Source organism: Pseudomonas sp. GM21 (assembly GCF_000282215.1).
In the GTDB taxonomy this organism is placed as follows: Bacteria; Pseudomonadota; Gammaproteobacteria; order Pseudomonadales; family Pseudomonadaceae; genus Aquipseudomonas.
In genome coordinates this window covers 1-23,890 of sequence record NZ_AKJS01000073.1, presented here as the reverse complement: position 1 = coordinate 23,890, position 23,890 = coordinate 1, and the positions used below count along the sequence as shown (strand labels likewise).

General features: G+C 60.3%; 21 protein-coding genes and 1 pseudogene. 18 read left to right on the top strand and 4 right to left on the bottom strand.

The window, feature by feature from the left end:
• Window positions 1-82: 82 nt before the first annotated feature.
• Window positions 83-1,225 (bottom strand): 4-phosphoerythronate dehydrogenase PdxB, encoded by a 1,143-nt coding sequence (pdxB, locus tag PMI22_RS18090; RefSeq protein WP_007945070.1) that lies wholly within the window; start codon window positions 1,223-1,225, stop codon window positions 83-85.
• 325 nt (window positions 1,226-1,550) lie between these two features.
• Between pdxB and PMI22_RS18095 the strand changes: the two genes are divergently transcribed.
• Window positions 1,551-2,960, top strand: coding sequence for an MATE family efflux transporter (locus tag PMI22_RS18095; RefSeq protein WP_007945069.1), 1,410 nt, complete (start codon window positions 1,551-1,553; stop codon window positions 2,958-2,960).
• On the opposite strand, the gene tusA is transcribed toward PMI22_RS18095, so the two are convergent.
• Complete coding sequence (gene tusA, locus PMI22_RS18100) at window positions 2,957-3,208, bottom strand: sulfurtransferase TusA (protein WP_007945068.1); 252 nt, start codon at window positions 3,206-3,208, stop codon at window positions 2,957-2,959. The genes PMI22_RS18095 and tusA overlap by 4 nt on opposite strands.
• A 185-nt stretch (window positions 3,209-3,393) precedes the next feature.
• A complete protein-coding gene (gene rlmM, locus PMI22_RS18105; protein ID WP_007945067.1) occupies window positions 3,394-4,467 on the bottom strand; it encodes a 23S rRNA (cytidine(2498)-2'-O)-methyltransferase RlmM in 1,074 nt (357 codons plus the stop codon).
• Between the two features lie 222 nt (window positions 4,468-4,689).
• On the opposite strand from rlmM, the gene acnA reads away from it, so the two are divergent.
• The 3 genes from acnA (at window position 4,690) to PMI22_RS18120 (ending at window position 10,039) form a co-directional block, all read left to right on the top strand.
• Window positions 4,690-7,431 carry an aconitate hydratase AcnA gene (gene acnA, locus PMI22_RS18110; protein WP_007945066.1) on the top strand — a complete coding sequence of 914 codons (2,742 nt, stop codon included), beginning with the start codon at window positions 4,690-4,692 and terminating at the stop codon, window positions 7,429-7,431.
• 146 nt (window positions 7,432-7,577) lie between these two features.
• Window positions 7,578-8,369: a CPBP family glutamic-type intramembrane protease gene (locus tag PMI22_RS18115; protein ID WP_007945065.1), complete on the top strand. Its 792-nt coding sequence runs from the start codon at window positions 7,578-7,580 to the stop codon at window positions 8,367-8,369.
• A 104-nt stretch (window positions 8,370-8,473) separates the two neighbouring features.
• A complete protein-coding gene (locus PMI22_RS18120; protein ID WP_007945064.1) occupies window positions 8,474-10,039 on the top strand; it encodes a methyl-accepting chemotaxis protein in 1,566 nt (521 codons plus the stop codon).
• 204 nt (window positions 10,040-10,243) lie between these two features.
• On the opposite strand, the gene PMI22_RS18125 is transcribed toward PMI22_RS18120, so the two are convergent.
• Window positions 10,244-10,921, bottom strand: a complete 678-nt coding sequence (locus tag PMI22_RS18125; RefSeq protein ID WP_007945062.1) for an alpha/beta family hydrolase — start codon at window positions 10,919-10,921, stop codon at window positions 10,244-10,246.
• A gap of 96 nt (window positions 10,922-11,017) precedes the next feature.
• On the opposite strand from PMI22_RS18125, the gene ccoN (PMI22_RS18130) reads away from it, so the two are divergent.
• The 14 genes and pseudogenes from ccoN (PMI22_RS18130) to PMI22_RS18190 all read left to right on the top strand — a co-directional run bounded on the left by ccoN (PMI22_RS18130) (window position 11,018) and on the right by PMI22_RS18190 (window position 23,840).
• Window positions 11,018-12,442: a cytochrome-c oxidase, cbb3-type subunit I gene (ccoN, locus tag PMI22_RS18130; protein WP_007945060.1), complete on the top strand. Its 1,425-nt coding sequence runs from the start codon at window positions 11,018-11,020 to the stop codon at window positions 12,440-12,442.
• Window positions 12,443-12,452: 10 nt separating this feature from the next.
• Window positions 12,453-13,061 (top strand): cytochrome-c oxidase, cbb3-type subunit II, encoded by a 609-nt coding sequence (gene ccoO, locus PMI22_RS18135; RefSeq protein ID WP_007945059.1) that lies wholly within the window; start codon window positions 12,453-12,455, stop codon window positions 13,059-13,061.
• Between the two features lie 3 nt (window positions 13,062-13,064).
• A complete protein-coding gene (locus PMI22_RS18140; protein WP_007945058.1) occupies window positions 13,065-13,262 on the top strand; it encodes a cbb3-type cytochrome oxidase subunit 3 in 198 nt (65 codons plus the stop codon).
• Window positions 13,259-14,215, top strand: coding sequence for a cytochrome-c oxidase, cbb3-type subunit III (gene ccoP, locus PMI22_RS18145; RefSeq protein WP_007945055.1), 957 nt, complete (start codon window positions 13,259-13,261; stop codon window positions 14,213-14,215). The genes PMI22_RS18140 and ccoP (PMI22_RS18145) overlap by 4 nt, the downstream gene beginning before the upstream one ends.
• A 488-nt stretch (window positions 14,216-14,703) precedes the next feature.
• Window positions 14,704-16,146 (top strand): cytochrome-c oxidase, cbb3-type subunit I, encoded by a 1,443-nt coding sequence (gene ccoN, locus PMI22_RS18150; RefSeq protein WP_007945054.1) that lies wholly within the window; start codon window positions 14,704-14,706, stop codon window positions 16,144-16,146.
• A complete protein-coding gene (ccoO, locus tag PMI22_RS18155) occupies window positions 16,146-16,754 on the top strand; it encodes a cytochrome-c oxidase, cbb3-type subunit II (protein ID WP_007945053.1) in 609 nt (202 codons plus the stop codon). The genes ccoN (PMI22_RS18150) and ccoO (PMI22_RS18155) overlap by 1 nt, the downstream gene beginning before the upstream one ends.
• 5 nt (window positions 16,755-16,759) lie before the next feature.
• The gene (locus tag PMI22_RS18160) at window positions 16,760-16,945 is read left to right on the top strand and encodes a CcoQ/FixQ family Cbb3-type cytochrome c oxidase assembly chaperone (RefSeq protein WP_003175465.1); all 186 of its coding nucleotides are present in this window, start codon (window positions 16,760-16,762) and stop codon (window positions 16,943-16,945) included.
• Window positions 16,942-17,925, top strand: coding sequence for a cytochrome-c oxidase, cbb3-type subunit III (ccoP, locus tag PMI22_RS18165; protein WP_007945052.1), 984 nt, complete (start codon window positions 16,942-16,944; stop codon window positions 17,923-17,925). The genes PMI22_RS18160 and ccoP (PMI22_RS18165) overlap by 4 nt, the downstream gene beginning before the upstream one ends.
• A 99-nt stretch (window positions 17,926-18,024) precedes the next feature.
• Window positions 18,025-18,165: pseudogene (locus PMI22_RS30475) on the top strand (VapC toxin family PIN domain ribonuclease); the annotation flags it as partial.
• Between the two features lie 205 nt (window positions 18,166-18,370).
• On the top strand, window positions 18,371-19,786 hold the full coding sequence (gene ccoG / locus PMI22_RS18170) for a cytochrome c oxidase accessory protein CcoG (RefSeq protein WP_007945051.1): 1,416 nt from the start codon (window positions 18,371-18,373) through the stop codon (window positions 19,784-19,786).
• Between the two features lie 11 nt (window positions 19,787-19,797).
• Complete coding sequence (locus PMI22_RS18175) at window positions 19,798-20,334, top strand: FixH family protein (RefSeq protein ID WP_007945050.1); 537 nt, start codon at window positions 19,798-19,800, stop codon at window positions 20,332-20,334.
• A 135-nt stretch (window positions 20,335-20,469) separates the two neighbouring features.
• A complete protein-coding gene (locus PMI22_RS18180) occupies window positions 20,470-22,920 on the top strand; it encodes a heavy metal translocating P-type ATPase (RefSeq protein WP_007945048.1) in 2,451 nt (816 codons plus the stop codon).
• Window positions 22,921-22,945: 25 nt separating this feature from the next.
• Complete coding sequence (gene ccoS / locus PMI22_RS18185) at window positions 22,946-23,164, top strand: cbb3-type cytochrome oxidase assembly protein CcoS (protein ID WP_007945047.1); 219 nt, start codon at window positions 22,946-22,948, stop codon at window positions 23,162-23,164.
• Window positions 23,157-23,840 carry a sulfite exporter TauE/SafE family protein gene (locus PMI22_RS18190; protein ID WP_007945046.1) on the top strand — a complete coding sequence of 228 codons (684 nt, stop codon included), beginning with the start codon at window positions 23,157-23,159 and terminating at the stop codon, window positions 23,838-23,840. The genes ccoS and PMI22_RS18190 overlap by 8 nt, the downstream gene beginning before the upstream one ends.
• The last annotated feature ends 50 nt before the right edge of the window (window positions 23,841-23,890 follow it).

Here is a 23,890-nt window from a genome sequence, read left to right as displayed (position 1 = left end):
ACATAGAATCTCCCACATTGGACCTGTATCAGCCACAAACCCTGTGGGAGCGAGCCTGCTCGCGATAGGGCCGACTCGGTCTCTATACAGCCGACGCCCCCAACGCCATCACTATCTGCTGCAGCTCAGCCGACTCCCCCTCAATCCGCACCTGCAACCCATCAATCTCCCGCCGCTGCGGATAATGTTTGCGCAGCGCATCAAACGCCGCACGCTGCTCGCTCACATTGCCTACCAGGCTGCGCCGGAAATCGGCATCGTCACGGCGCGGGTCGTACACGCCGCGGCACAACATGGCCAACGCCCACGCCGGATCAGTCTGCGCATGCAGGGTCACGTGCGACAGCCAAGGTGCCGGCAGCAAATCGCTGAGGCTGACCTCGGCCGGACGCCCGAGAAAATCGCAACACGCCTGATAAATTTGCGCCGTTCCACGCTGCCGCCCTTCAAGGCTGTACCCGGCAATGTGCGGCGTCGCCAACACACACAACTCAGCCAGCGCCACATCGACTTCAGGCTCGCCTTCCCAGACGTCGAGCACCGCTTGCAGGTCTTCGCGCTCAAGCAGCACCTCACGCAAGGCAGAGTTATCCACCACCGGACCACGACTGGCATTGATCAGCCACGAGCCAGGCTTGAGCTGGTTCAAGCGTTTTTTATCGAACAGGTGCCAGGTCGACTGCGCGCCGTGTTTCTTCAACGGGGTGTGCAGACTGATCACGTCGCATTGCTCAATGATCTGTTCAAGACTGACGAAATCACCGCCTTCTGCCGCCTGCCGGGGTGGATCACACACCAGCACTTTCCAGCCCAGACCCTGCAGGACTTTAACCAGACGACCGCCGACTTCGCCGACACCGACCACGCCGTACGTGCGTTGAGTCAGGTCAGTGCCTTCGATTTCAGCCAGGGTCAACAGACTGCCGAGCACGTAATCGACCACACCCCGTGCATTGCAGCCGGGTGCACTGGACCAGGTGATACCGGCCTGTTTGAAGTAATCCAGGTCCAGGTGATCAGTGCCGATGGTGCAAGTGCCGACAAAGCGTACGTTACTGCCTTCGAGCAAGGCACGATTGACATTGGTCACTGAGCGGACCAGCAGCACATCGGCTTGCTCGACGGTGGCGCGGTCGATGGAGCGCCCCGGCACCCGGCGAATTTCGCCGAATCCTGAGAAGAAGGCATCGAGCAGCGGGATATTTTCGTCGGCAACAATCAGCATGGAAGGCTCCTTTGGGGGACCGGCAGTTTAGGCGTAGATGCCTGTAGTGAGCCAGCAAGCATTGCGCATCCTTGTAGCAGCTGGCGAAGCCTGCGTTCGGCTGCGCAGCAGTCGTGAAATCAGACGATGCGGTGTTTCAGGAAGACCGCAAACTCAGGTATTACGACTGCTTCGCAGTCGGACGCAGGCTTCGCCAGCTGCTACAAGGGAATGTCGCAACGTTGGAAATATGATTACAAATCCCTAACACAGGATTTTTCCTGACCACGGCGTCAGCGCGTAGAATGCGTCGCCTTGCGCATTAACACCTTTGGACGTTTCGCCTTTGAATTCCGTGACTGACCGCCCTGCCGCTATCGCCCTCACCCGCCCGGCCCGGCTGCGCCTTGAGCTGAAAAACCTGTTCGCCCTGGCGCTGCCGATCACGATCGCGCAATTGGCCACCACCGCCATGGGCTTCGTCGACGCGGTGATGGCGGGCCGGGTCGGGCCTCGCGATCTGGCCGCGGTCGCGCTGGGCAACTCCATCTGGGTGCCGGTGTTTCTGCTGATGACCGGCACCTTGCTGGCTACCACCCCAAAAGTCGCCCAGCGTTTTGGCGCCGGTACCCACAGTGAAATCGGCCCGATTGTGCGTCAGGCACTGTGGCTGGCCCTGGTGGTGGGGTTGATGGCGACCGGCATGCTGTTTAGCGCCGAGCCAATCCTGCACTTCATGAAAGTCGATCCCGAACTGATCGGACCCTGCATGCAGTACCTGCACGGCATTGCCAGCGGGTTGCCCGCCGTCGCCCTCTACCATGTGTTGCGCTGTTTCAGCGATGGCCTGGGCCGTACCCGCCCGGCGATGGTGCTTGGCCTGTGCGGGCTGGCGCTGAACATCCCACTGAATTACATCTTCATCTATGGCCACTTCGGCGTACCCGCCATGGGCGGTGTTGGCTGCGGCTGGGCCACGGCGATTGTGATGTGGGTGATGGCATTGGGCATGGCCGGCTGGGAACGCTGGGCGCCGGCTTATCAATCGAGCCAGTTGTTCAGCCGTTTTGACTGGCCGCAATGGTCGGTGATCAAACGCTTGCTGGGCATCGGCCTGCCGATCGGCATCGCCGTGTTTGCCGAGTCGAGTATCTTTGCGGTGATCGCCCTGCTGATCGGCAGCCTCGGTGCCACGGTGGTGGCCGGGCATCAGATTGCCCTGAACTTCAGTTCGCTGGTGTTCATGATTCCCTATTCCCTCGGCATGGCTGTGACCGTGCGAGTCGGCCAGGCCCTCGGTCGTCAGGAGCCGCGCGAGGCACGTTTCGCCGCCGGTGTCGGCATGGGCACGGCGCTGGCCTATGCCTGCCTTTCCGCGAGCCTGATGCTGATGCTGCGTGAGCCTATTGCAGCGATCTATACGGCTGACCCGACGGTGATTCGAGTGGCCGCGATGCTGATCGTGTACTCGGCGCTGTTCCAGTTTTCCGATGCCATCCAAGTGACGGCGGCCGGTGCATTGCGCGGTTACCAGGACACACGAGTAACGATGATCCTGACGCTGTTCGCCTACTGGGGGATTGGTTTGCCGGTGGGTTACGCGTTGGGCCTGACCGATTGGTTCGGCGCCCCAAGTGGCCCGAGCGGGCTGTGGCAAGGCTTGATCGTGGGCTTGAGCTGCGCGGCGCTGATGCTGTCGATCCGCCTGGCGCGCAGTGCACGCAAGCGGATCCGCATCAGTCAATCGGCGGGTTAAGCGAGTTTCTTGCGGATCCAGTACAGGTAGGTGCCCGCCTCTTCGTGCTGCGCCACCAGTTCGTGGTCAAGGAATACGCAGAACTTGGGAATGTCGCGACGGGTCGACGGGTCGGTCGCGATCACCTTGAGCAGGCCGCCAGGCACCAGGTCACGGATGTGCTGGTGCAGCATCATCACCGGTTCCGGGCAGTTGAGGCCGGTGGCGTCGAGGGTACCGTCTACCGGCGTATCAAGCATTTCACTCATGATTAACTCCTGAAACTGGCCGGCATTGCCGGGTGTTCGTTCAACTGTGGCTGATCGTTCCCACGCTCTGCGTGGGAATGCCGCCGGGGACGCTCCGCGTTCCGCCTTTGGATGTGACGCGGAGCGTCACGGGATGCATTCCCACGCAGAGCGTGGGAACGATCAGTAACATTGGTCCGCGCAAGTCAGCGGGATTTCGGTTTTTTCACGTCCAGTCGGCGCAGGTGGCAGGTTACTTCTTCCCGGTCGTGATACAGCTGCTTGCAGCCGATCTCAACCCGAATCCCGCGCTCCTTGAAGCCGTCGGCGATGCGCTCCAGCAAACGTTTCACTTCGGCGTAACGCTGTTTCATCGGCAGTTTGAGGTTGACCACCGCTTCTCGACAATGGCCCTCGCCAATCCACTCTTCCAGCATCGCGGCGTTACGCGCTGGCTTTTCGACGATGTCGCAGACCATCCAGTCCACCGGCTGCCGTGGCTTGAAGGTGAAACCGTCAGCCATCAAGTGTTGCACCAAACCGGTGTCCATCAGGCTTTCGGCCATCGGCCCGTTATCAATCGCCGTCACCAGCATGCCGCGATTGACCAGTTGCCAGGTCCAGCCGCCGGGTGCGGCCCCCAAGTCAACGCCGGTCATGTCACTGTGCAGACGCTCATCCCACTGGTCACGCGGGATGAAGTGATGCCAGGCCTCTTCCAGTTTCAGCGTCGAGCGGCTTGGCGCCTCTCGCGGGAACTTCAGACGTGGAATGCCCATCGGCCACATCGCCGAATTATTCGACTCGGCCAAGCCCATGAACACTTCGCGACCGCTCTTGAAGGTCAACAGCAGACGCGGTTTGTGTGCATCTTCCACCAGTTTGCCGGCGGCCATCAGCGCCTTGCGCAGGTGACCTTCAAACTTCTTGCAGAAGTTCGACAGTTCCTTGCCATCGTTGGTGTCGACCATTTCCAGCCACAGGCTGCCGCACAGCGGAAAATCTGCCATGTGCGCGAGGATTACGCTGATGCGGTCGGTTTCCGGCAGATCGATGAAGATCCCGCGCGCCCATTGGCGCGGGAAGATCAGCTCGGCGAAACGCTGGCCACGCATCAGGCGCTCGGCGCCGTCTTCTTCGGTACAGATGAACTCGGCACAGGCGCTGGCGGTTTTAGCCTTGGCATAACCGGCCACGTTCAGACGGGCAGCGTGTTCGGCGATCTCGGAACAGACTTCGCCTTCGAAGCCCGGCCGGCAATGCATAAAGAGGGTGTTCATTCTTACTCCTGGGCAGATGGCGAGACATTCAACCACTGCGCGATGCCCAGACTTGCGTTGAAGCAAAGCCTGTCACGAAAACCGGCGCATGATAGCCGAGTTCGCAACTTTGGACTTAACCATAGCATCCAGTAATTAGCCTTAACGTCCAAACAGGGCTAGGTTAAATGTTCTGTCTGTCCCGCCAGTCCGTAGCCGTGCGGACCCAAAGGAGTCATTTCAATGCCGTCCCTCGATAGCCTGAAAACCCTTAGAACACTGCAAGTCGACGACAAGACGTACCATTATTTCAGTCTGCCCGAGGCGGCCACGAGCCTCGGTGATCTCGACCCATTGCCCATGTCGTTGAAAGTGCTGCTGGAAAACCTGCTGCGCTGGGAAGACGAAAAAACCGTCACCGGCGCCGACCTCAAGGCCATCGCCGCGTGGCTCAAGGAGCGTCGCTCCGACCGGGAAATCCAGTACCGCCCGGCTCGCGTATTGATGCAGGACTTTACCGGCGTTCCCGCCGTGGTCGACCTGGCCGCCATGCGCGCAGCCATGGCCAAGGCCGGCGGCGACCCGCAACGCATCAACCCGCTCTCCCCGGTGGATTTGGTGATCGACCATTCGGTGATGGTCGATAAATTCGCAAGCAGCCAGGCTTTTGAGCAGAACGTCGACATCGAAATGCAGCGCAACGGTGAGCGTTACGCGTTCTTGCGCTGGGGCCAGAGCGCCTTCCATAACTTCAGCGTAGTGCCGCCGGGCACCGGGATCTGTCATCAGGTCAACCTCGAATACCTGGGCCGCACGGTCTGGACCAAAGACGAGGATGGCCGCACTTATGCGTTCCCCGACACCCTGGTCGGCACCGATTCCCACACCACCATGATCAATGGCCTTGGCGTGCTCGGCTGGGGTGTTGGCGGGATCGAAGCGGAAGCGGCGATGCTCGGCCAGCCGGTGTCGATGCTGATTCCTGAAGTGATCGGCTTCAAACTCACCGGTAAGCTCAAGGAAGGCATCACCGCCACCGACCTGGTGCTGACCGTCACGCAGATGCTGCGCAAGAAAGGCGTGGTCGGAAAATTCGTCGAGTTCTACGGCGATGGCCTCGCCGACCTGCCGCTGGCCGACCGCGCGACCATTGCCAACATGGCCCCGGAATACGGGGCCACCTGCGGTTTCTTCCCGGTGGACGACGTGACGCTGGAGTATTTGCGCCTGTCTGGCCGGCCGGTCGAAGTGGTCAAACTGGTCGAGGCCTATACAAAAGCTCAGGGCCTGTGGCGCTTGCCGGGGCAGGAACCGGTGTTTACCGACAGCCTCGCGCTGGACATGACCTGCGTCGAAGCCTGCCTCGCGGGCCCAAAACGCCCACAGGATCGCGTTTCCCTGCCCAATGTCGCGCAGGCGTTCTCTGACTTCATCGATCTGCAATTCAAACCCACCAGCAAGGAAGAAGGCCGTCTCGAAAGTGAGGGCGGCGGCGGTGTCGCGGTGGGCAATGCCGATCTGGCCGGTGAAGCAGACTACGAACATGGCGGCCAGACCTATCGCCTGAAACACGGCGCAGTGGTGATTGCCGCGATCACATCCTGCACCAACACCTCCAACCCGAGTGTGATGATGGCGGCGGGCTTAGTGGCGAAAAAAGCCGTGGAAAAAGGCCTCACGCGCAAACCCTGGGTCAAGAGTTCACTGGCGCCGGGCTCAAAAGTGGTCACCGACTACTATAAGGCGGCGGGCCTGACCCAATACCTTGATGAGCTGGGTTTTGCATTGGTCGGCTACGGCTGCACCACCTGCATCGGCAACTCCGGACCGTTGCCGGAACCCATCGAAAAAGCCATCCAGGCCGCCGACCTGACCGTCGCCTCGGTCTTGTCCGGCAACCGCAACTTTGAAGGTCGCGTGCATCCGCTGGTGAAAACCAACTGGCTGGCCTCACCGCCCCTGGTCGTCGCGTATGCCTTGGCCGGCACCGTGCGGATCGACATCAGCAGTGAGCCGCTGGGCAACGACAAGGAAGGCAACCCGGTGTACTTGCGCGACATCTGGCCGAGCAGCAAGGAAATTGCCGACGCCGTGAATCAGGTCAACACCGCGATGTTCCACAAGGAATATGCCGAAGTGTTTGCCGGCGATGAGCAATGGCAAGCCATCCAGGTGCCGCAAGCGGCGACCTATGTGTGGCAGGACGATTCGACCTACATCCAGCACCCGCCGTTCTTCGATGACATCGGCGGCCCGCCGCCCGTGGTCAAGGACGTCGTCGGGGCCAGAGTGCTGGCGCTGCTGGGCGACTCGGTGACGACCGACCACATCTCCCCCGCTGGCAACATCAAGGCCGACAGCCCGGCCGGGCAGTACTTGCGCGACAAAGGCGTGGAACCGCGCGACTTCAACTCCTACGGCTCGCGTCGCGGCAACCATCAAGTGATGATGCGCGGCACTTTCGCCAACATCCGTATCCGCAACGAGATGCTCGGCGGGGAAGAAGGCGGCAACACTTTCTATATGCCCACCATGGAGAAAATGCCGATCTACGACGCCGCCATGCGTTATCAAGCGTCAGGCACGCCGCTGGTGGTGATCGCGGGCCAGGAATATGGCACCGGCTCAAGTCGCGACTGGGCGGCCAAGGGCACTAATCTGTTGGGCGTGAAAGCCGTCATCGCCGAAAGCTTCGAACGGATTCACCGCTCCAACCTGGTCGGCATGGGCGTGTTGCCGCTGCAGTTCAAACTGGATCAGAACCGCAAAAGCCTGAACCTGACCGGCAAGGAAACGCTGGATATTCTCGGCTTGACCGGTGTTGAACTCAGACCTCGGATGAACCTGACGCTGGCGATCAGCCGTGAAGATGGCAGCCAGGAAAAGATCGAAGTGCTGTGCCGGATCGACACGCTCAATGAGGTCGAATACTTCAAGTCCGGGGGGATTTTGCATTACGTGTTGCGACAGTTGATTGCCTCGTAGCTGTTTGCTGACAACGACACCGCCTTCGGGCGGTGTTTTTGATTGTGCCGCGAACGTCCCTGTAACCTTCCCACTTTTGAATGCCAAATCCAAAACCCTGTTGGATCGGGGTACGCCGCAGCATTTCTGCACAACAAGGATGCTCAATGATCGCCCTGCCATGGACCTACCTGGCCCTTCTCTCCATTGGCTACACCTTTGCGCTGTCCTACGGCCAACTCAACTGGCTGGCCTTGATCACCATCGCCTTGCTACTGGTAGCCGGTGTGGCCGCTCGCCAACAAAAACTGCCGATTGCCCGCTACCTCGGCCACGGCGTGTTCATCATCCTCGCCCTGGCACTGGCGCTGCACTGGCTTCCGGGGTTCTTCAACGGTCGCGGGATCGCCCCTCAACACTTCACCGACGACGCGGTGCGTTTTTCAATGTATCTGAATCAGGACAAACCTCTGATCGGCTTCTGGCTTTTATTGGTTTGCCCGTGGATTGTCGGCCGACGCTCGGTGCGCCTCGGCGTTTATGCCACCGCCCTCGCCCTGACACTGAGCGCCGTACTGGCTTTGGGTGGCGCACTCCTGCTGGATGTGATCAGTTGGGCACCGAAGTGGCCGGATCACGCTTGGTTGTGGGTGCTGAATAATCTGCTGCTGGTCACGCTGGTCGAGGAAGCGCTGTTTCGTGGCTACCTCCAGGGCGGCCTGAGCCGCTGCTTCAAGCACCTGCCTTACGGTGAAAATCTCGCCCTGCTGCTCGCATCGTTGCTGTTCGGCCTGGCGCATCTGGGGGCTGGGTGGGAATGGGGGCTACTGGCGAGCCTGGCCGGCTTCGGTTACGGCCTGGCGTATCGTTTCGGCGGCTTGGGGGCAGCCATCGCCACCCATTTCGGCCTGAATCTGCTGCACTTCACTCTCTTCACTTATCCGATGCTCGCGCGCTGACGGCCCTGTCCGTTTTGCGACGCAGTGCTGATTATTGAAAAATAATTTCAACTAATGCCTGACGCCGCCGAGAACCTTTCAAAGCCTTGCGGATTGAAAAAGCCATGCGTAACAACCAGCCCATTACCCAGCGCGAACGGACCTTCCCGGCTCAGCAACGGTTGATTTCCACCACCGATGCCAAGGGCGTGATCACCTACTGCAACGACGCGTTCGTCGAGATCAGCGGGTTTTCTCGTGAGGAGCTGATCCGTGCACCGCACAACCTGGTCCGTCACCCCGACGTTCCGGCGGCGGTGTTCGCGCACATGTGGGGCATGCTGAAACAAGGCTTGCCATGGATGGGCATCGTCAAGAATCGCTGCAAGAGCGGTGATCACTATTGGGTGAACGCCTATGTCACACCGGTTTTCGATGGCAACCAGGTAATCGGTTACGAATCGGTGCGGATCAAACCCACCGCCGAGCAGATCCAGCGTGCCGAAGCACTCTACCAACGCATCAACCAGGGCAAGTCCGCCATTCCATCGACTGATAAATGGTTGCCGGTGCTTCAGGATTGGCTGCCGTTCATTCTGGTCAGCCAGGTGAGCTTCATGATCGGTGCCTCGCTGTCGTCCCAATGGGGCTTCGCCTTGGCCGCCGGCCTGTCGGTGCCGTTGGGCCTGATGGGTTTGAGCTGGCAGCAACGTGGGCTCAAACGTCTGCTGCGCCTGGCCGAACAAACCACGTCCGACCCGCTGATCGCGCAGATGTACACCGACAGCCGTGGCGCTCAGGCGCAACTGGAAATGTCGATTCTCAGCCAGGAAGCCCGCCTGAAAACCTGCTTGACCCGTCTGCAGGACACCGCCGAGCACCTGACCGCGCAAGCGAAGCAGTCCGACACCCTGGCGCACAACAGCTCCAGCGGCCTGGAACGTCAGCGCGTCGAAACCGAGCAAGTGGCCACCGCTGTCAACCAGATGGCGGCTACCACTCAGGAAGTCGCCAGCCACGTACAGCGCACCGCTGACGCCACCCAGGAAGCCAATCGCCTGACCGGTCGCGGCCGCGATATCGCCGGGGAAACCCGCGAAGCCATTCAGCGCCTGTCGGTGGTGGTGGGTGAAACCGGCCTGACCGTGACCCAACTGGCCAAGGATAGCGATGAAATCGGCGGCGTGGTCGATGTGATCAAAGGCATCGCCGACCAGACCAACCTGCTGGCCTTGAACGCCGCCATCGAAGCGGCCCGCGCCGGCGAGATGGGTCGTGGTTTTGCGGTGGTGGCGGACGAAGTTCGCCAACTGGCGCAACGCACCAGCGAATCAACCGGGCAGATCCACGCCCTGATCGCCAAGCTGCAGCAAACGGCGAGCACGGCGGTACAAACCATGGAAGCCGGGCATCGTCAGGCCGAAGAAGGCGTGGCGCGGGTTCTGGAAGCGGATCAGGCACTGGTGGGGATCAGCGAAGCGGTGGCCAACATCACCGACATGACCACCCAGATCGCGGCGGCGACCGAAGAGCAAAGTGCGGTGGCCGAAGAAATCAGCCGCAACATCAGCAACATTTCACAATTGGCGGATCAGACGTCGGAACAGGCCCAACACTCGGCATTGTTGAGTGAAGAGTTGACGAAGACCGCGAATACGCAGTATTCGCTGGTGGAACGGTTTAACCGCTGATCGTTGCTGGAAAGAAAAAACCCGGAAAGTGAAAGCTTCCGGGTTTTTTGTTGCCGATCTGAAAGCTATGTCGCCAGTCAGGCCGCCATCGCGGGCAAGCCCGCTCCCACAATGATTGGTAGCGTTGCTCAATAGTTGGGATCAACACAAAATCCTGTGGGAGCGGGCTTGCCCGCGATGGCGGCCTGACAGGCACTGAAAATCTCACCGAAGAAACACGGCAACCTTCTGCGCCGCAGCCGCCAAATGCTGCTCATGGGTAAACCCCGAAGCCTTCAACGGCTTCAAATCATGATCCCCCGCCGCCAGCCAGAACACCTCGATCCCAGGTGACAACGTATACGCCTCGACCGCTTCGCGATTACCTAGCGCATCGCGCTCGCCCTGCACAATCAACGTCCGCGTCTTCAACCCGGCCAGATGCTCGACCCGAGGCTTTTGCGGTTTGCCGACGGCATAGAACGGATACCCCAGACATACCAGCGCATCAGCGCCCAACTCATCCGCCAGCAAACTCGCCATCCGCCCGCCCATGGACTTGCCGCCGACGGCCAAGCGCCCAGTGACATGGCGTCGCACCTGGGCATACACCTCACGCCAGCATTCCAGCAGTTTCGGGGCTGGATTGGGTGGTCGCTTACTCCCGTCAACGCGCCGTTGCGCCATGTACGCAAACTCGAAGCGCAACACGTTGACGCCTTGATCGGCAAGGCGTGCAGCCATGTCGTTCATCCAGCCGCTGTCCATCGGCGCGCCGGCACCGTGGGCGAGGATCAGCGTTGCCGATGCCGGCGAAACAGCTGCATTCCACAACCATCCGTGATCCCGTACGCACTGCGCCCATTGATCCCCGTCAATACTGGCCTTGTGCTGCTTGTCCATGCTTGCCTCGCTTTTAGTCTGCCAATAACTCCAGACGAAGGGAGCGTTTGCCCTGAGCGAACGCCTTCACTTCGGCTGAACCGTGGATGGGGAACCATGAACACTTCTATCAGTACCGCCTACAACTACAAGGTGGTCCGCCAATTCGCCATTATGACGGTGGTGTGGGGCATCGTCGGTATGGGGCTCGGGGTTTTTCTCGCGGCCCAGTTGGTTTGGCCCGAACTCAACTTCAATTTGCCGTGGACCAGTTTCGGCCGGTTGCGCCCCTTGCACACCAACGCTGTGATTTTCGCGTTCGGCGGTTGCGCCCTGTTCGCCAGTTCGTTCTATTCGGTGCAACGCACCTGTCAGACCCAATTGTTTGCGCCGAAAATCGCCGCGTTCTGCTTCTGGGGCTGGCAGTTGGTGATCCTCCTGGCGGCCATCACCTTGCCCCTGGGTTACACCAGTTCCAAGGAATACGCCGAGCTGGAATGGCCGATAGACATTCTGATCACCATCGTCTGGGTGGCCTATGCCGTCGTGTTCTTCGGCACGATCATGCAGCGCAAGACTAAGCACATCTACGTTGGCAACTGGTTCTTCGGTGCGTTCATCGTCACGGTGGCGATTCTGCACATCGTCAACAACATTGAGTTGCCGGTGAGTTTCACCAAGTCCTACTCGGTGTATGCCGGGGCAACCGATGCCATGGTGCAGTGGTGGTACGGCCACAACGCCGTGGGCTTTTTCCTCACCGCCGGTTTCCTCGGGATGATGTACTACTTCGTGCCGAAGCAGGCCGAGCGGCCGGTGTATTCCTATCGCCTGTCCATCGTGCACTTCTGGGCGCTGATCACCCTGTACATCTGGGCCGGTCCGCACCATTTGCACTACACCGCGCTACCGGACTGGGCACAGTCGCTGGGCATGGTGATGTCCTTGATCCTGTTGGCGCCGAGCTGGGGCGGGATGATCAACGGCATGATGACGCTTTCGGGTGCCTGGCATAAGTTGCGCAGCGACCCGATCCTGCGCTTCCTCGTGGTGTCGCTGGCGTTCTACGGCATGTCGACCTTCGAAGGTCCGATGATGGCCATCAAAACGGTCAATGCCCTCTCCCACTACACCGACTGGACCATCGGCCACGTTCACGCCGGGGCGCTCGGTTGGGTGGCAATGATTTCCATCGGCGCGCTGTATCACATGATCCCGAAAGTCTTTGGCCGCGAGCAGATGCACAGCGTCGGCCTGATCAACGCGCACTTCTGGCTCGCGACCATCGGCACCGTGCTGTACATCGCCTCGATGTGGGTCAACGGCATCGCCCAGGGCCTGATGTGGCGTGCGGTCAACGCAGACGGCACGCTGACCTACTCCTTCGTCGAAACCCTGGTGGCCAGCCACCCAGGCTTCATCGTGCGGCTGGTGGGCGGGGCGATCTTCCTCAGCGGCATGTTCCTGATGGCCTACAACACCTGGCGCACCGTGCAGGCTTCGCAGCCTGCCGACGTTGCCGCTGCCGCGCAGATGGCTTGAGGAGTCCGCCATGAAACACGAATCAATCGAAAAAAACGTCGGTCTGTTGTTGCTGTTGATGGTGCTGGCCGTGAGCATCGGCGGTCTGACGCAGATCGTCCCGCTGTTCTTCCAGGATGTGACCAATAAACCGGTGGAAGGCATGAAGCCCTACACCGCGCTGCAACTGGAAGGTCGCGATATTTACATCCGCGAAGGGTGCGTTGGCTGCCACTCGCAAATGATCCGCCCATTCCGTGCCGAGACCGAACGCTACGGCCACTATTCGGTCGCCGGGGAAAGCGTCTGGGATCACCCGTTCCTCTGGGGCTCGAAACGTACCGGGCCGGACCTGGCACGGGTCGGCGGTCGCTATTCGGAAGACTGGCACCGCGCGCACTTGTACAACCCGCGCAACGTAGTGCCGGAATCGAAAATGCCTGCCTACCCATGGCTGGTGGCCAACCCGCTCGACAGCAGCCACACCGAAACCAAGATCCGCGCCATGCGCACCCTCGGCGTGCCGTACACCGAGGAAGACATCGCTGGCGCAGTCGCTTCGGTCAAGGGCAAGAGCGAAATGGACGCTTTGGTTGCCTACCTGCAAGTGCTCGGCACTGCCATCAAGAGCAAGAGGTGAGCCATGATCGTTGAAATAAGCACTGGAATGATCCGCGGCCTGGGCACCGTTGTTGTGATGGTGGCCTTCGTCGGCCTGACGCTGTGGGTGTTCAACAGCAAGCGCACGCCGCAATTCGCCGAAGCACGCTTGCTGCCGTTCGCTGATGAGCCCCAACCCGACGCCACCCAAGAACCTGCAACAAGGAGTACCCGGCCATGACCACCTTCTGGAGTACGTGGATCTGCGTACTGACCATTGGCAGCCTGATCTTCCTGACCTGGCTGCTGATCGCCACCCGCAAGGGCGAAACCAAGGGCAGCGTCGACCAGACCATGGGCCACAGCTTCGATGGCATCGAGGAATACGACAACCCGTTGCCGCGGTGGTGGTTCCTGCTGTTTATCGGCACGCTGGTGTTTGGCGCGGGTTATCTGATCCTTTATCCGGGCCTGGGCAACTGGAAGGGCATTTTGCCGGGCTATGAAAACGGCTGGACCGGCGCGCATGAATGGGAAAAGGAGATGGCAAAGGCCGACGCGAAGTTCGGGCCGATCTTCGCCAAATTCGCCGCGATGCCGCTGGAGGAAGTGGCCAAGGACCCGCAAGCGCTGAAAATGGGCGGCCGCCTGTTTGCGTCCAACTGCTCGGTCTGCCACGGCTCGGATGCTAAGGGCGCGTTTGGCTTCCCGAATCTGACGGACAGCGACTGGCGCTGGGGCGGCGACGCCCAAATGATCAAGACCACGATTATGGGGGGGCGCATGGCGGCGATGCCGGCCTGGGGTGAAATCCTCGGCGAGGCCGGCGTGAAAAATGTTGCGGCGTACGTACGACATGACTTGGCCGGCCTGCCGTTGCCCGCCGACAGCGGCGCCGACCTGCAAGCCGGACAGCAACTGTTCAGCACCACCTGCGTAGCCTGTCATGGGGCAAACGGCCAAGGCACTGAAGCCATGGGCGCGCCGAAGCTGACCCACCCGGCCGGCTTTATTTACGGTACGAGCCTGGCGCAGTTGCAACAGACCATTCGCCATGGTCGCCAGGGCCATATGCCGGCGCAGAACGAACTGCTCGGCAACGATAAAGTGCAACTGCTTGCGGCTTATGTTTATAGCCTTTCGAAAGGTGATGAGCAGTTGAGCGACAAGTTTCAAGCTACAGGCGGCAAGTAAAGACAAAAGCAAAAGCTGCAAGCGACGAGATCCCCTCTTGAAGCTTGCCGCTGCTTCTTTGCGACCCATTGTCGCACCCCTCCCCTTTGCTCTTTCTTTCGGTTCACCAGATTCGGGTCTAAGCTTGCTCGATGCGGACTGGCATGAGCCGGTTCCAGTCGTTTTTAGCCGATGTGTTCGACGAATCAATTCGATGACAAGCTGCAAAGGCTGGTAATTACCGGCTGTCGCGCCAATTGCCGTCGGTCCCTCGATCGTTGCGTTTGAACACGTTCCGTTACAACTGACCGGACCCCCTCTCCATTTTCATCCGCTGCGACATTTTGCCCTCGGGCGATTTTATCCTTACGCGGCGCATGGAAAGGCCGCAGAATCAGCTCTGGAAAGCCTTGACCGGGGTCATGGCGCGTTGCAATGACCCCCTGCTTTCTCCATACTTGCGGCCGATTTTTACTCCTAATAAAACACCCAAACCGTGGAACCTTAGAATGAGCACAGCAATCAGTCCGACTGCTTATAACTATAAGGTAGTCCGCCAGTTCGCCATCATGACGGTGGTCTGGGGGATACTTGGCATGGGGGTCGGTGTCTTCATCGCCTCACAGCTTGTATGGCCGGAATTGAATTTCGGTCTGCCGTGGACGACTTTTGGACGCTTACGCCCGTTGCACACCAACCTGGTGATTTTCGCCTTCGGTGGTTGTGCGCTGTTTGCCACTTCTTATTACGTCGTGCAGCGAACCTGCCAAACGCGACTGATTTCCGACAGCCTCGCGGCCTTCCACTTCTGGGGATGGCAAGCGGTGATCGTCGGTGCCGGTATTACTTTGCCGCTGGGTTACACCACCAGCAAGGAATACGCGGAGCTGGAATGGCCTCTCGCGATTTTGCTGGCCATCGTCTGGGTCGTTTACGCACTGGTGTTCTTCGGCACCATCATGAAGCGCAAGACCAAGCACATTTATGTCGGTAACTGGTTCTTCGGTGCCTTCATCCTCGTGACCGCGATGCTGCACATCGTCAACCACATGTCGCTGCCGGTCAGCCTGTTCAAGTCCTACTCGGCCTACTCCGGTGCGACTGACGCCATGGTCCAATGGTGGTACGGTCACAACGCGGTCGGTTTCTTCCTGACCACCGGCTTCCTGGGGATGATGTATTACTTCGTTCCGAAGCAGGCCGAGCGTCCGATCTACTCCTATCGCCTGTCTATCGTGCACTTCTGGGCGCTGATCACCCTGTACATCTGGGCCGGTCCGCACCACCTGCACTACACCGCGCTGCCGGACTGGGCGCAGTCGCTGGGCATGGCAATGTCGATCATCCTGCTGGCACCAAGCTGGGGCGGCATGATCAACGGCATGATGACCCTGTCGGGCGCCTGGCATAAGCTGCGTACCGACCCGATCCTGCGCTTCCTGGTCGTGTCGCTGGCGTTCTACGGCATGTCGACCTTCGAAGGCCCGATGATGGCCATCAAGACCGTCAACGCGCTGTCTCACTACACCGACTGGACCATCGGCCACGTACACGCCGGCGCTCTGGGCTGGGTAGCGATGATCTCGATCGGCGCGGTTTACCACATGATCCCGAAACTGTTCGGTCGCCCGCAAATGCACAGCGTCGGCCTGATCAACGCACACTTCTGGCTTGCAACCATCGGTACCGTTCTGTACATCGCTTCGATGTGGGTCAACGGCATCACCCAAGGCCTGATGTGGCGTGCAATCAACGATGACGGCACCCTCACCTACTCGTTCGTCGAAGCGCTGCAAGCCAGCCACCCTGGTTTCATCGTTCGCGCCCTGGGCGGTGCGTTCTTTGCCAGCGGCATGCTGTTCATGGCCTACAACGTATGGCGCACCGTACGCGCCTCGAACCCGGTAGAAGCCAAAGCCGCCGAACAGATCGCTGTAGTTGGAGCTCACTGATGAAGCATGAAGCAGTCGAGAAGAATATTGGCCTGCTGGCCTTCTTCATGGTTATCGCCGTCAGCATCGGCGGCCTGACCCAGATCGTTCCGCTGTTTTTCCAGGACGTCACCAACAAGCCGGTCGAAGGCATGAAGCCGCGCCCTGCCCTTGAACTGGAAGGCCGCGATATTTACATCGCCAACGGCTGTGTCGGCTGCCACTCGCAGATGATCCGCCCGTTCCGTGCTGAAACCGAACGTTACGGCCACTACTCGGTCGCCGGTGAAAGCGTCTGGGACCACCCGTTCCTGTGGGGTTCCAAGCGTACCGGTCCGGACCTGGCCCGTGTTGGCGGTCGTTACTCCGATGACTGGCAGCGTGCGCACTTGTACAACCCGCGCAACGTAGTGCCTGAGTCGGTAATGCCGGCTTACCCGTTCCTCGTGGAAAACAAGCTCGACGGCAAAGACACCGCCAAGAAAATGGAAGTCTTGCGCACGCTCGGCGTCCCTTACACCGACGAAGACATCGCCGGTGCCCAGGATGCCGTGAAGGGCAAAACCGAAATGGACGCGCTGGTGGCCTACCTGCAAGGCCTGGGCACCATCATCAAAAGCAAACGGTGATTTAGATGGATATCGGGATGATTCGTGGCCTGGGCACCGTTGTTGTGATGGTGGCCTTCATCGGTCTGGCGTTGTGGGTGTTCAGCCCCAAGCGCAAGTCGGAGTTTGAAGACGCGACCTTGCTGCCTTTCGCGGATGATCCCGAAGCCATCAAGCACGTCGAGCAAGCTTCTAGGAGTAACAAAGAATGACAACGTTCTGGAGTCTGTACGTCACAGTCCTCACTCTCGGCACCATTTTCGCCCTGACCTGGCTGCTGCTGAACACCCGCAAGGGGCAGCGCACCGAGCAGACGGAAGATACGGTCGGACACTCCTTCGACGGGATCGAGGAGTACGACAACCCACTGCCAAAATGGTGGTTCATGCTGTTTGTGGGCACCATCATTTTTGCCTTGGGTTACCTGGTGCTGTACCCGGGCCTGGGCAACTGGAAAGGCCTGCTGCCGGGTTACAACTACCTCGATACCGAGAAGCAGACGCCGTTTGCCAACGGCCAGGCTGGCTGGACCGGTCCTCACGAGTGGGAAAAGGAAATGGCCAAGTCGGACGCCAAGTTCGGTCCGATCTTCGCCAAGTTCGCGTCCATGCCTATCGAGGAAGTCGCCAAAGACCCGCAAGCCCTGAAGATGGGTGGCCGTCTGTTTGCCTCCAACTGCTCGGTCTGCCACGGTTCCGACGCCAAGGGCGCTTACGGTTTCCCTAACCTGACTGACGCCGACTGGCGTTGGGGCGGCGATGCGCAAACCATCAAGACCACCATCATGGGCGGCCGTCACGCGGTCATGCCAGCGTGGGCTGAAGTGATCGGCGAGCAAGGCGTTGCAGACGTTGCGGCGTTTGTACTGACCAACCTCGATGGCCGCAAACTGCCGGAAGGCACCAAGGCTGACCCGGCTGCCGGCGGAAAACTGTTCGCCGCCAACTGCGTGGCCTGCCACGGTCCGCAAGGCAAAGGTACGCCAGCGATGGGCGCACCTGACCTGACCCACCCGGGCGCGTTCATCTACGGTTCGAGCTTCGCTCAACTGCAGCAGACCATCCGTTATGGACGTGAGGGCCAGATGCCTGCGCAAGAACAGCTGCAAGGCAACGACAAGGTTCACCTGCTGGCCGCTTACGTCTACAGCCTCTCTCAAGGTGAGAAGGCTCCGGTGACAGACGCTCAGTAAGGCAAACGCCTGAGGCAACAATAAACGGCCCCGCCAATGAAGATTGGCGGGGCCGTTTTGTTTACACCACATTGATACAGCGACCGATGGTAGCGCAGTCTGCACGTCCCGGACCGCAGCAACGAAAGCGATGCCTTGATTGCGGCGACCGCGCTGGTGCAAGGGCTGACAGTGGTCACACGTAACACCAGCGACTTTCAATCCTGCGGTGTTGCACTGCTCAATCCATGGGATGAATGAACTCGTCGCCCCGCAAAACCGTCCATAATTCACAAGTCAATTGATACAAGTCATTACACCGTCCGTTGATTTCCACCAACGTGACCAAAGGTCGCACCCGCGAGCTAGAGCGACAGGCGTATCATTGCGCCACTGCAACACCCCTTTTTGACCTCGGTTGGCATGTACTGACCGGGGCATTTGTCCACTGCCGTGGGATGCAACGATGAGCAACCAGATTCCGGTACACGACGTCACTCCGCCCGCCAAAGACGCAAACAAAAGCGTCGACCTCTATGCCTCTCGCGAAAAGATCTACACCCGCGCTTTCACAGGCCTGTTCCGCAATCTGCGGATGATGGGCGGCGCCTTTTTGTTTCTGTTGTATTTCGGTACGGTCTGGCTGAACTGGGGCGGTCATCAAGCCGTCTGGTGGAACCTGCCGGAGCGTAAATTCTTTATTTTTGGTGCAACCTTCTGGCCTCAGGATTTCATCCTGCTGTCGGGGATTTTGATTATCAGTGCCTTCGGCCTGTTCTTCATCACCGTCTACGCCGGTCGTGTCTGGTGCGGTTATACCTGCCCGCAAAGCGTCTGGACGTGGATTTTCATGTGGTGCGAAAAGGTCACCGAAGGCGACCGTAACCAGCGCATCAAGCTCGATAAAGCGCCGATGAGCGCCAACAAATTCCTGCGCAAATTCAGCAAGCATTCGATGTGGCTGCTGATCGGTTTTGTTACCGGGCTGACCTTCGTCGGTTATTTCTCGCCGATCCGCGAACTGGTGTTCGACTTTTTCACCGGCGAAGCGGATGGCTGGTCGTATTTCTGGGTCGGTTTCTTCACCCTCGCCACCTACGGCAACGCCGGCTGGCTGCGCGAGCAGGTGTGCATTTACATGTGCCCGTACGCACGTTTCCAGAGCGTGATGTTCGACAAGGACACGCTGATCGTCTCCTACGATCCACGTCGTGGCGAGTCCCGTGGCCCGCGCAAGAAAGGTATCGACTACAAGGCACAAGGCCTGGGCGATTGCATCGATTGCACCATGTGCGTCCAGGTCTGCCCGACTGGCATCGACATCCGCGACGGCCTGCAAATCGAGTGCATCGGTTGCGCCGCCTGTATCGACGCCTGTGATGCCATCATGGACAAGATGGACTACCCGCGCGGACTGATCAGCTACACCACCGAGCACAACCTGTCGGGGCAAAAAACCCATAAACTGCGTCCGCGCCTGATCGGCTATGCCGTGGTGCTGCTGGCGATGATTTCGTTGTTGATCACCGCGTTCTTCATGCGTTCGCTGGTCGGTTTCGACGTCAGCAAAGACCGCGTGCTGTACCGCGAGAATGCCGAAGGCCGGATCGAAAACGTCTACAGCCTGAAAATCATGAACAAAGACCAGCGAGACCACACCTACGTGCTGGAGGCCACCGGTTTGCCGGACCTCAAGCTACAAGGCAAGCGCGAGATCAAAGTCGCCGCGGGGGAAATTTTCACCCAGCCAGTGGAGCTGTCCAGCGCACCGGAAAAACTGCCATCGAGCACCAACGAGGTTAAATTCATCCTCAAGGATGCCGATGACAACAGCGTTCACGTTGAAGCCAAGAGCCGATTCATCGGCCCACAAATTCGTTGAGAGAAGTCATCATGCCCGCAGCAGCTACAAGTCCCTGGTACAAGCACCTTTGGCCGTGGATCATCATCGGGATTCTGGCTTGTTCGGTGACCCTGACCTTGTCCATGGTGACCATCGCGGTGAATCACCCGATCGACCTGGTGAACGATAATTACTACGAGGCTGGCAAAGGCATCAATCGCTCACTCGACCGTGAACGGTTGGCCCAGACACTGCAACTGCGCGCCAAAATTCATCTGGATAGCGTGACCGGCGAAGTCGACCTGCACCTGAGTGGCAATAGCCAACCGAAAACCCTTGAGCTGAACCTGATGTCGCCGACACAGCCCGAGAAGGATCGCAAAATCACCCTCGCCCACAGCGACACAGAACAGGGCCGTTACATTGGTCAACTGAGCGACAAGGTCGAAGGCCGTCGCTTTGTAGAACTGCTGGGGATCGAGGGCGACAAGACCTGGCGCCTGTTCGAAGAAGAACCGGTCAGCCACGACAAGGACTTGTTGCTGGGCGATGAACCGCTGCAAGGCGCTGAAGACCTTAAAAAGTAAGCCTTACCCTGATCGTTCCCACGCTCTGCGTGGGAACGCAGCCAGGGACGCTCCGCGTCCCAGCCGAAGCGGACGCGGAGCGTCCGGGGAGGCATTCCCACGCAAAGCCCGGGAACGATCATCGGACTTCACTTCATGACCACTCCAACCCCCTGCTACCACTGCGCCCTGCCCGTCCCGGCCGGCAGCCGCTTCACCGCTGCGGTCCTGGGTGAAACCCGCGAGTTTTGCTGCCCGGGTTGCCAGGCGGTGGCTGAAGCTATCGTGGCGGGTGGACTGGAAAGCTATTACCAGCATCGCAGCGAGTCATCGGCCAACCCCGAAGCCTTGCCGGTGCAGTTGGTGGACGAACTGGCGCTGTACGATCGCGCCGACGTGCAAGCCCCCTTCGTACGCCACGACGGCGACCTCGCCGAGACCACCCTGTTGATGGAAGGCATCAGCTGCGCCGCTTGCGGCTGGTTGATCGAGAAACACCTGCGCGGCTTGCCGGCAGTGGCCGAAGCGCGCCTCAACCTGTCCAATCACCGCTTGCACGTACGCTGGGCCGACGCGCAACTGCCGTTGAGCCAAGTCCTCAGTGAATTGCGCCACATCGGCTATGCCGCTCACCCGTATCAGGCCGACCGCGCCAGCGAACAACTGGCCAGCGAAAACCGTCTGGCCTTGCGACAACTGGGTGTCGCCGGACTGCTTTGGTTCCAGGCGATGATGGCGACCATGGCCACCTGGCCGGAATTCAATATCGACCTCAGCCCTGAAATGCACACCATTCTGCGCTGGGTCGCGCTGTTTCTGACCACACCGATTGTGTTCTACAGTTGCGCACCTTTTTTCAAAGGCGCCATGCGTGATCTGCGCACCCGTCACTTGACCATGGACATTTCGGTCTCACTGGCGATTGGCAGCGCCTACCTCGCCGGGATCTGGACTTCGATCACCGGCGTCGGTGAGTTGTATTTCGATGCGGTCGGGATGTTTGCGCTGTTCCTGCTCGCCGGCCGCTATCTGGAACGCCGGGCCCGAGAGCGCACCGCCGCCGCCACCGCGCAATTGGTCAACCTGTTGCCCGCTTCATGCCTGCGCCTGAGTGCTGATGGCCAGAGCGAGCGAATCCTGCTCAGCGAATTGCGCGTGGGTGATCAGGTGCTGGTCCATCCTGGGGCGATCCTGCCGGCTGATGGCAAGATCCTCGATGGCCAATCGAGCATCGATGAATCGCTGCTGACCGGCGAATACCTGCCGCAACCGCGAACGCCCGGCGATGCAGTGACCGCCGGCACGCTGAACGTCGAAGGGGCGTTGACCGTGCAAGTGTTGGCTCTGGGCCAGGACACGCGACTGTCCGCCATTGTCCGCCTGCTGGACCGCGCGCAAGCGGAAAAGCCGCGCCTGGCGGAAATCGCCGACCGTGCCGCGCAGTGGTTTTTGCTGCTGTCGCTGATTGCCGCTGCTGTCATTGGCGTGTTGTGGTGGGAACTGGATTCATCGCGGGCCTTCTGGATTGTGCTGGCCATGCTCGTCGCCACCTGTCCCTGTGCTTTGTCCCTCGCGACACCCACTGCGTTGACCGCCGCCACCGGCACGCTGCACAAACTCGGCCTGTTGCTGACGCGCGGCCATGTGCTGGAAGGCATGAACCAGATCGACACGGTGATCTTCGACAAGACCGGCACCCTCACTGAAGGGCGTCTGGCGTTGCGTTCAATCCGTCCCCTTGGCGCACTCGACAGTGACCAGTGCCTGAGCCTCGCCGCCGCCCTGGAAAACCGCTCCGAGCACCCGATCGCTCGCGCCTTTGGCCGCGCGCCACTGGCCGCCGATGAAGTCCACAGCACGCCGGGGCTGGGTCTTGAAGGCCTGGTCGGCGTCCAGCGATTGCGCATTGGCCAGCCTGGTTTCGTCTGCGAACTCAGCGGTGCAGCCGTGCCCTTGATGCCAGATGAAGCAGGCCAATGGTTGCTGCTCGGCGACACTCAGGGGCCTCTGGCGTGGTTTGTCCTCGACGACCGTTTGCGCGCCGATGCTCCGGCCTTGCTGCAAGCCTGCAAGGCGCGGGGCTGGCGCACCTTGTTGCTGTCCGGCGACAGTTCGCCGATGGTCGCCAGCGTCGCCGCCGAGCTGGGCATCGACGAGGCCCGTGGCGGTTTACGGCCGGACGACAAACTGCAGGTCCTGCAACAACTGCACAAGGAAGGCCGCAAGGTGTTGATGCTCGGTGACGGGGTCAACGACGTGCCGGTGCTGGCCGCCGCCGACATCAGCGTGGCGATGGGTTCGGCCACCGATCTGGCAAAAACCAGCGCCGATGCCGTGTTACTGTCCAACCGTCTCGACGCGCTGGTGCAAGCCTTCAGTTTGGCGCGGCGAACCCGTCGGATTATCATCGAAAACCTCCTGTGGGCCGGGTTGTATAATGGCCTCATGTTGCCGTTCGCTGCCTTGGGCTGGATCACGCCCGTCTGGGCGGCCGTCGGCATGTCGATCAGTTCGTTGACCGTGGTGCTGAACGCCCTGCGCCTGACTCGCCTGCCGAGTGCGCCTGCTGCCAGCACCACGCCAGAAACCCGCCCGCTGCCGGCCTGAGCCAGCGCGGGCATGGAGTCCACCCATGCCAGCTCTATACGTGATGATCCCGGCCGCATTGGTGCTCGTGGCCATCGCTGTCTACATCTTCTTCTGGGCGGTCGACAGCGGTCAGTACGACGACCTCGACGGCCCGGCCCACAGCATTCTGTTCGACGACCAGGACCCGGCCCACAAAGCAGCGGTCGAAGAAGCCAGCGGCCATCCGGCCAAGCCGGACGACAAGGCGCCGCCTCATGCTTGAATTGGCGCCATTGCTGGTGTCTGCGGTAATTCTCGGTTTGCTCGGGGGGGGCCATTGCCTGGGCATGTGCGGCGGCTTGATGGGCGCGCTGACCCTGGCGATTCCCAAAGAGCAACGCAGCCGTCGCTTTCGGCTGCTGCTGGCCTACAACCTGGGACGAATCCTCAGTTATGCCACGGCCGGCCTGCTGATCGGCCTGGCGGGCTGGGCCGTGGCCAACAGTCCGGCTGCGATGTTTATGCGGGTCATCGCCGGGTTGCTGCTGATCGCCATGGGCCTGTACCTCGCCGGCTGGTGGAGCGGCCTGACCCGCATCGAAAGCCTGGGTCGCGGCCTGTGGCGGCATATCCAGCCGGTTGCCAACAAACTGTTGCCAGTGTCGAGCCTGCCCCGCGCGTTGCTGCTGGGCGCGCTTTGGGGCTGGCTGCCGTGCGGGTTGGTTTACAGCACGTTGCTGTGGTCGGCCAGCCAGGGCAATGCGCTGGACAGTGCCTTGTTGATGCTCGCGTTCGGACTCGGCACCTGGCCGGTGCTGCTTGCCACGGGCCTGGCCGCTGAGCGGGTGACGGCGCTGTTGCGCAAACGCAGTGTGCGCATGGCCGGTGGATTGCTGGTGATGGTGTTTGGCATTTGGACCTTGCCAGGGCCGCATCAGCATTGGCTCATGGGCCACTAGATCAACACCACAGCTCTGTAGCAGCTGCCGAGCCTGCGAGGCTGCGTTCG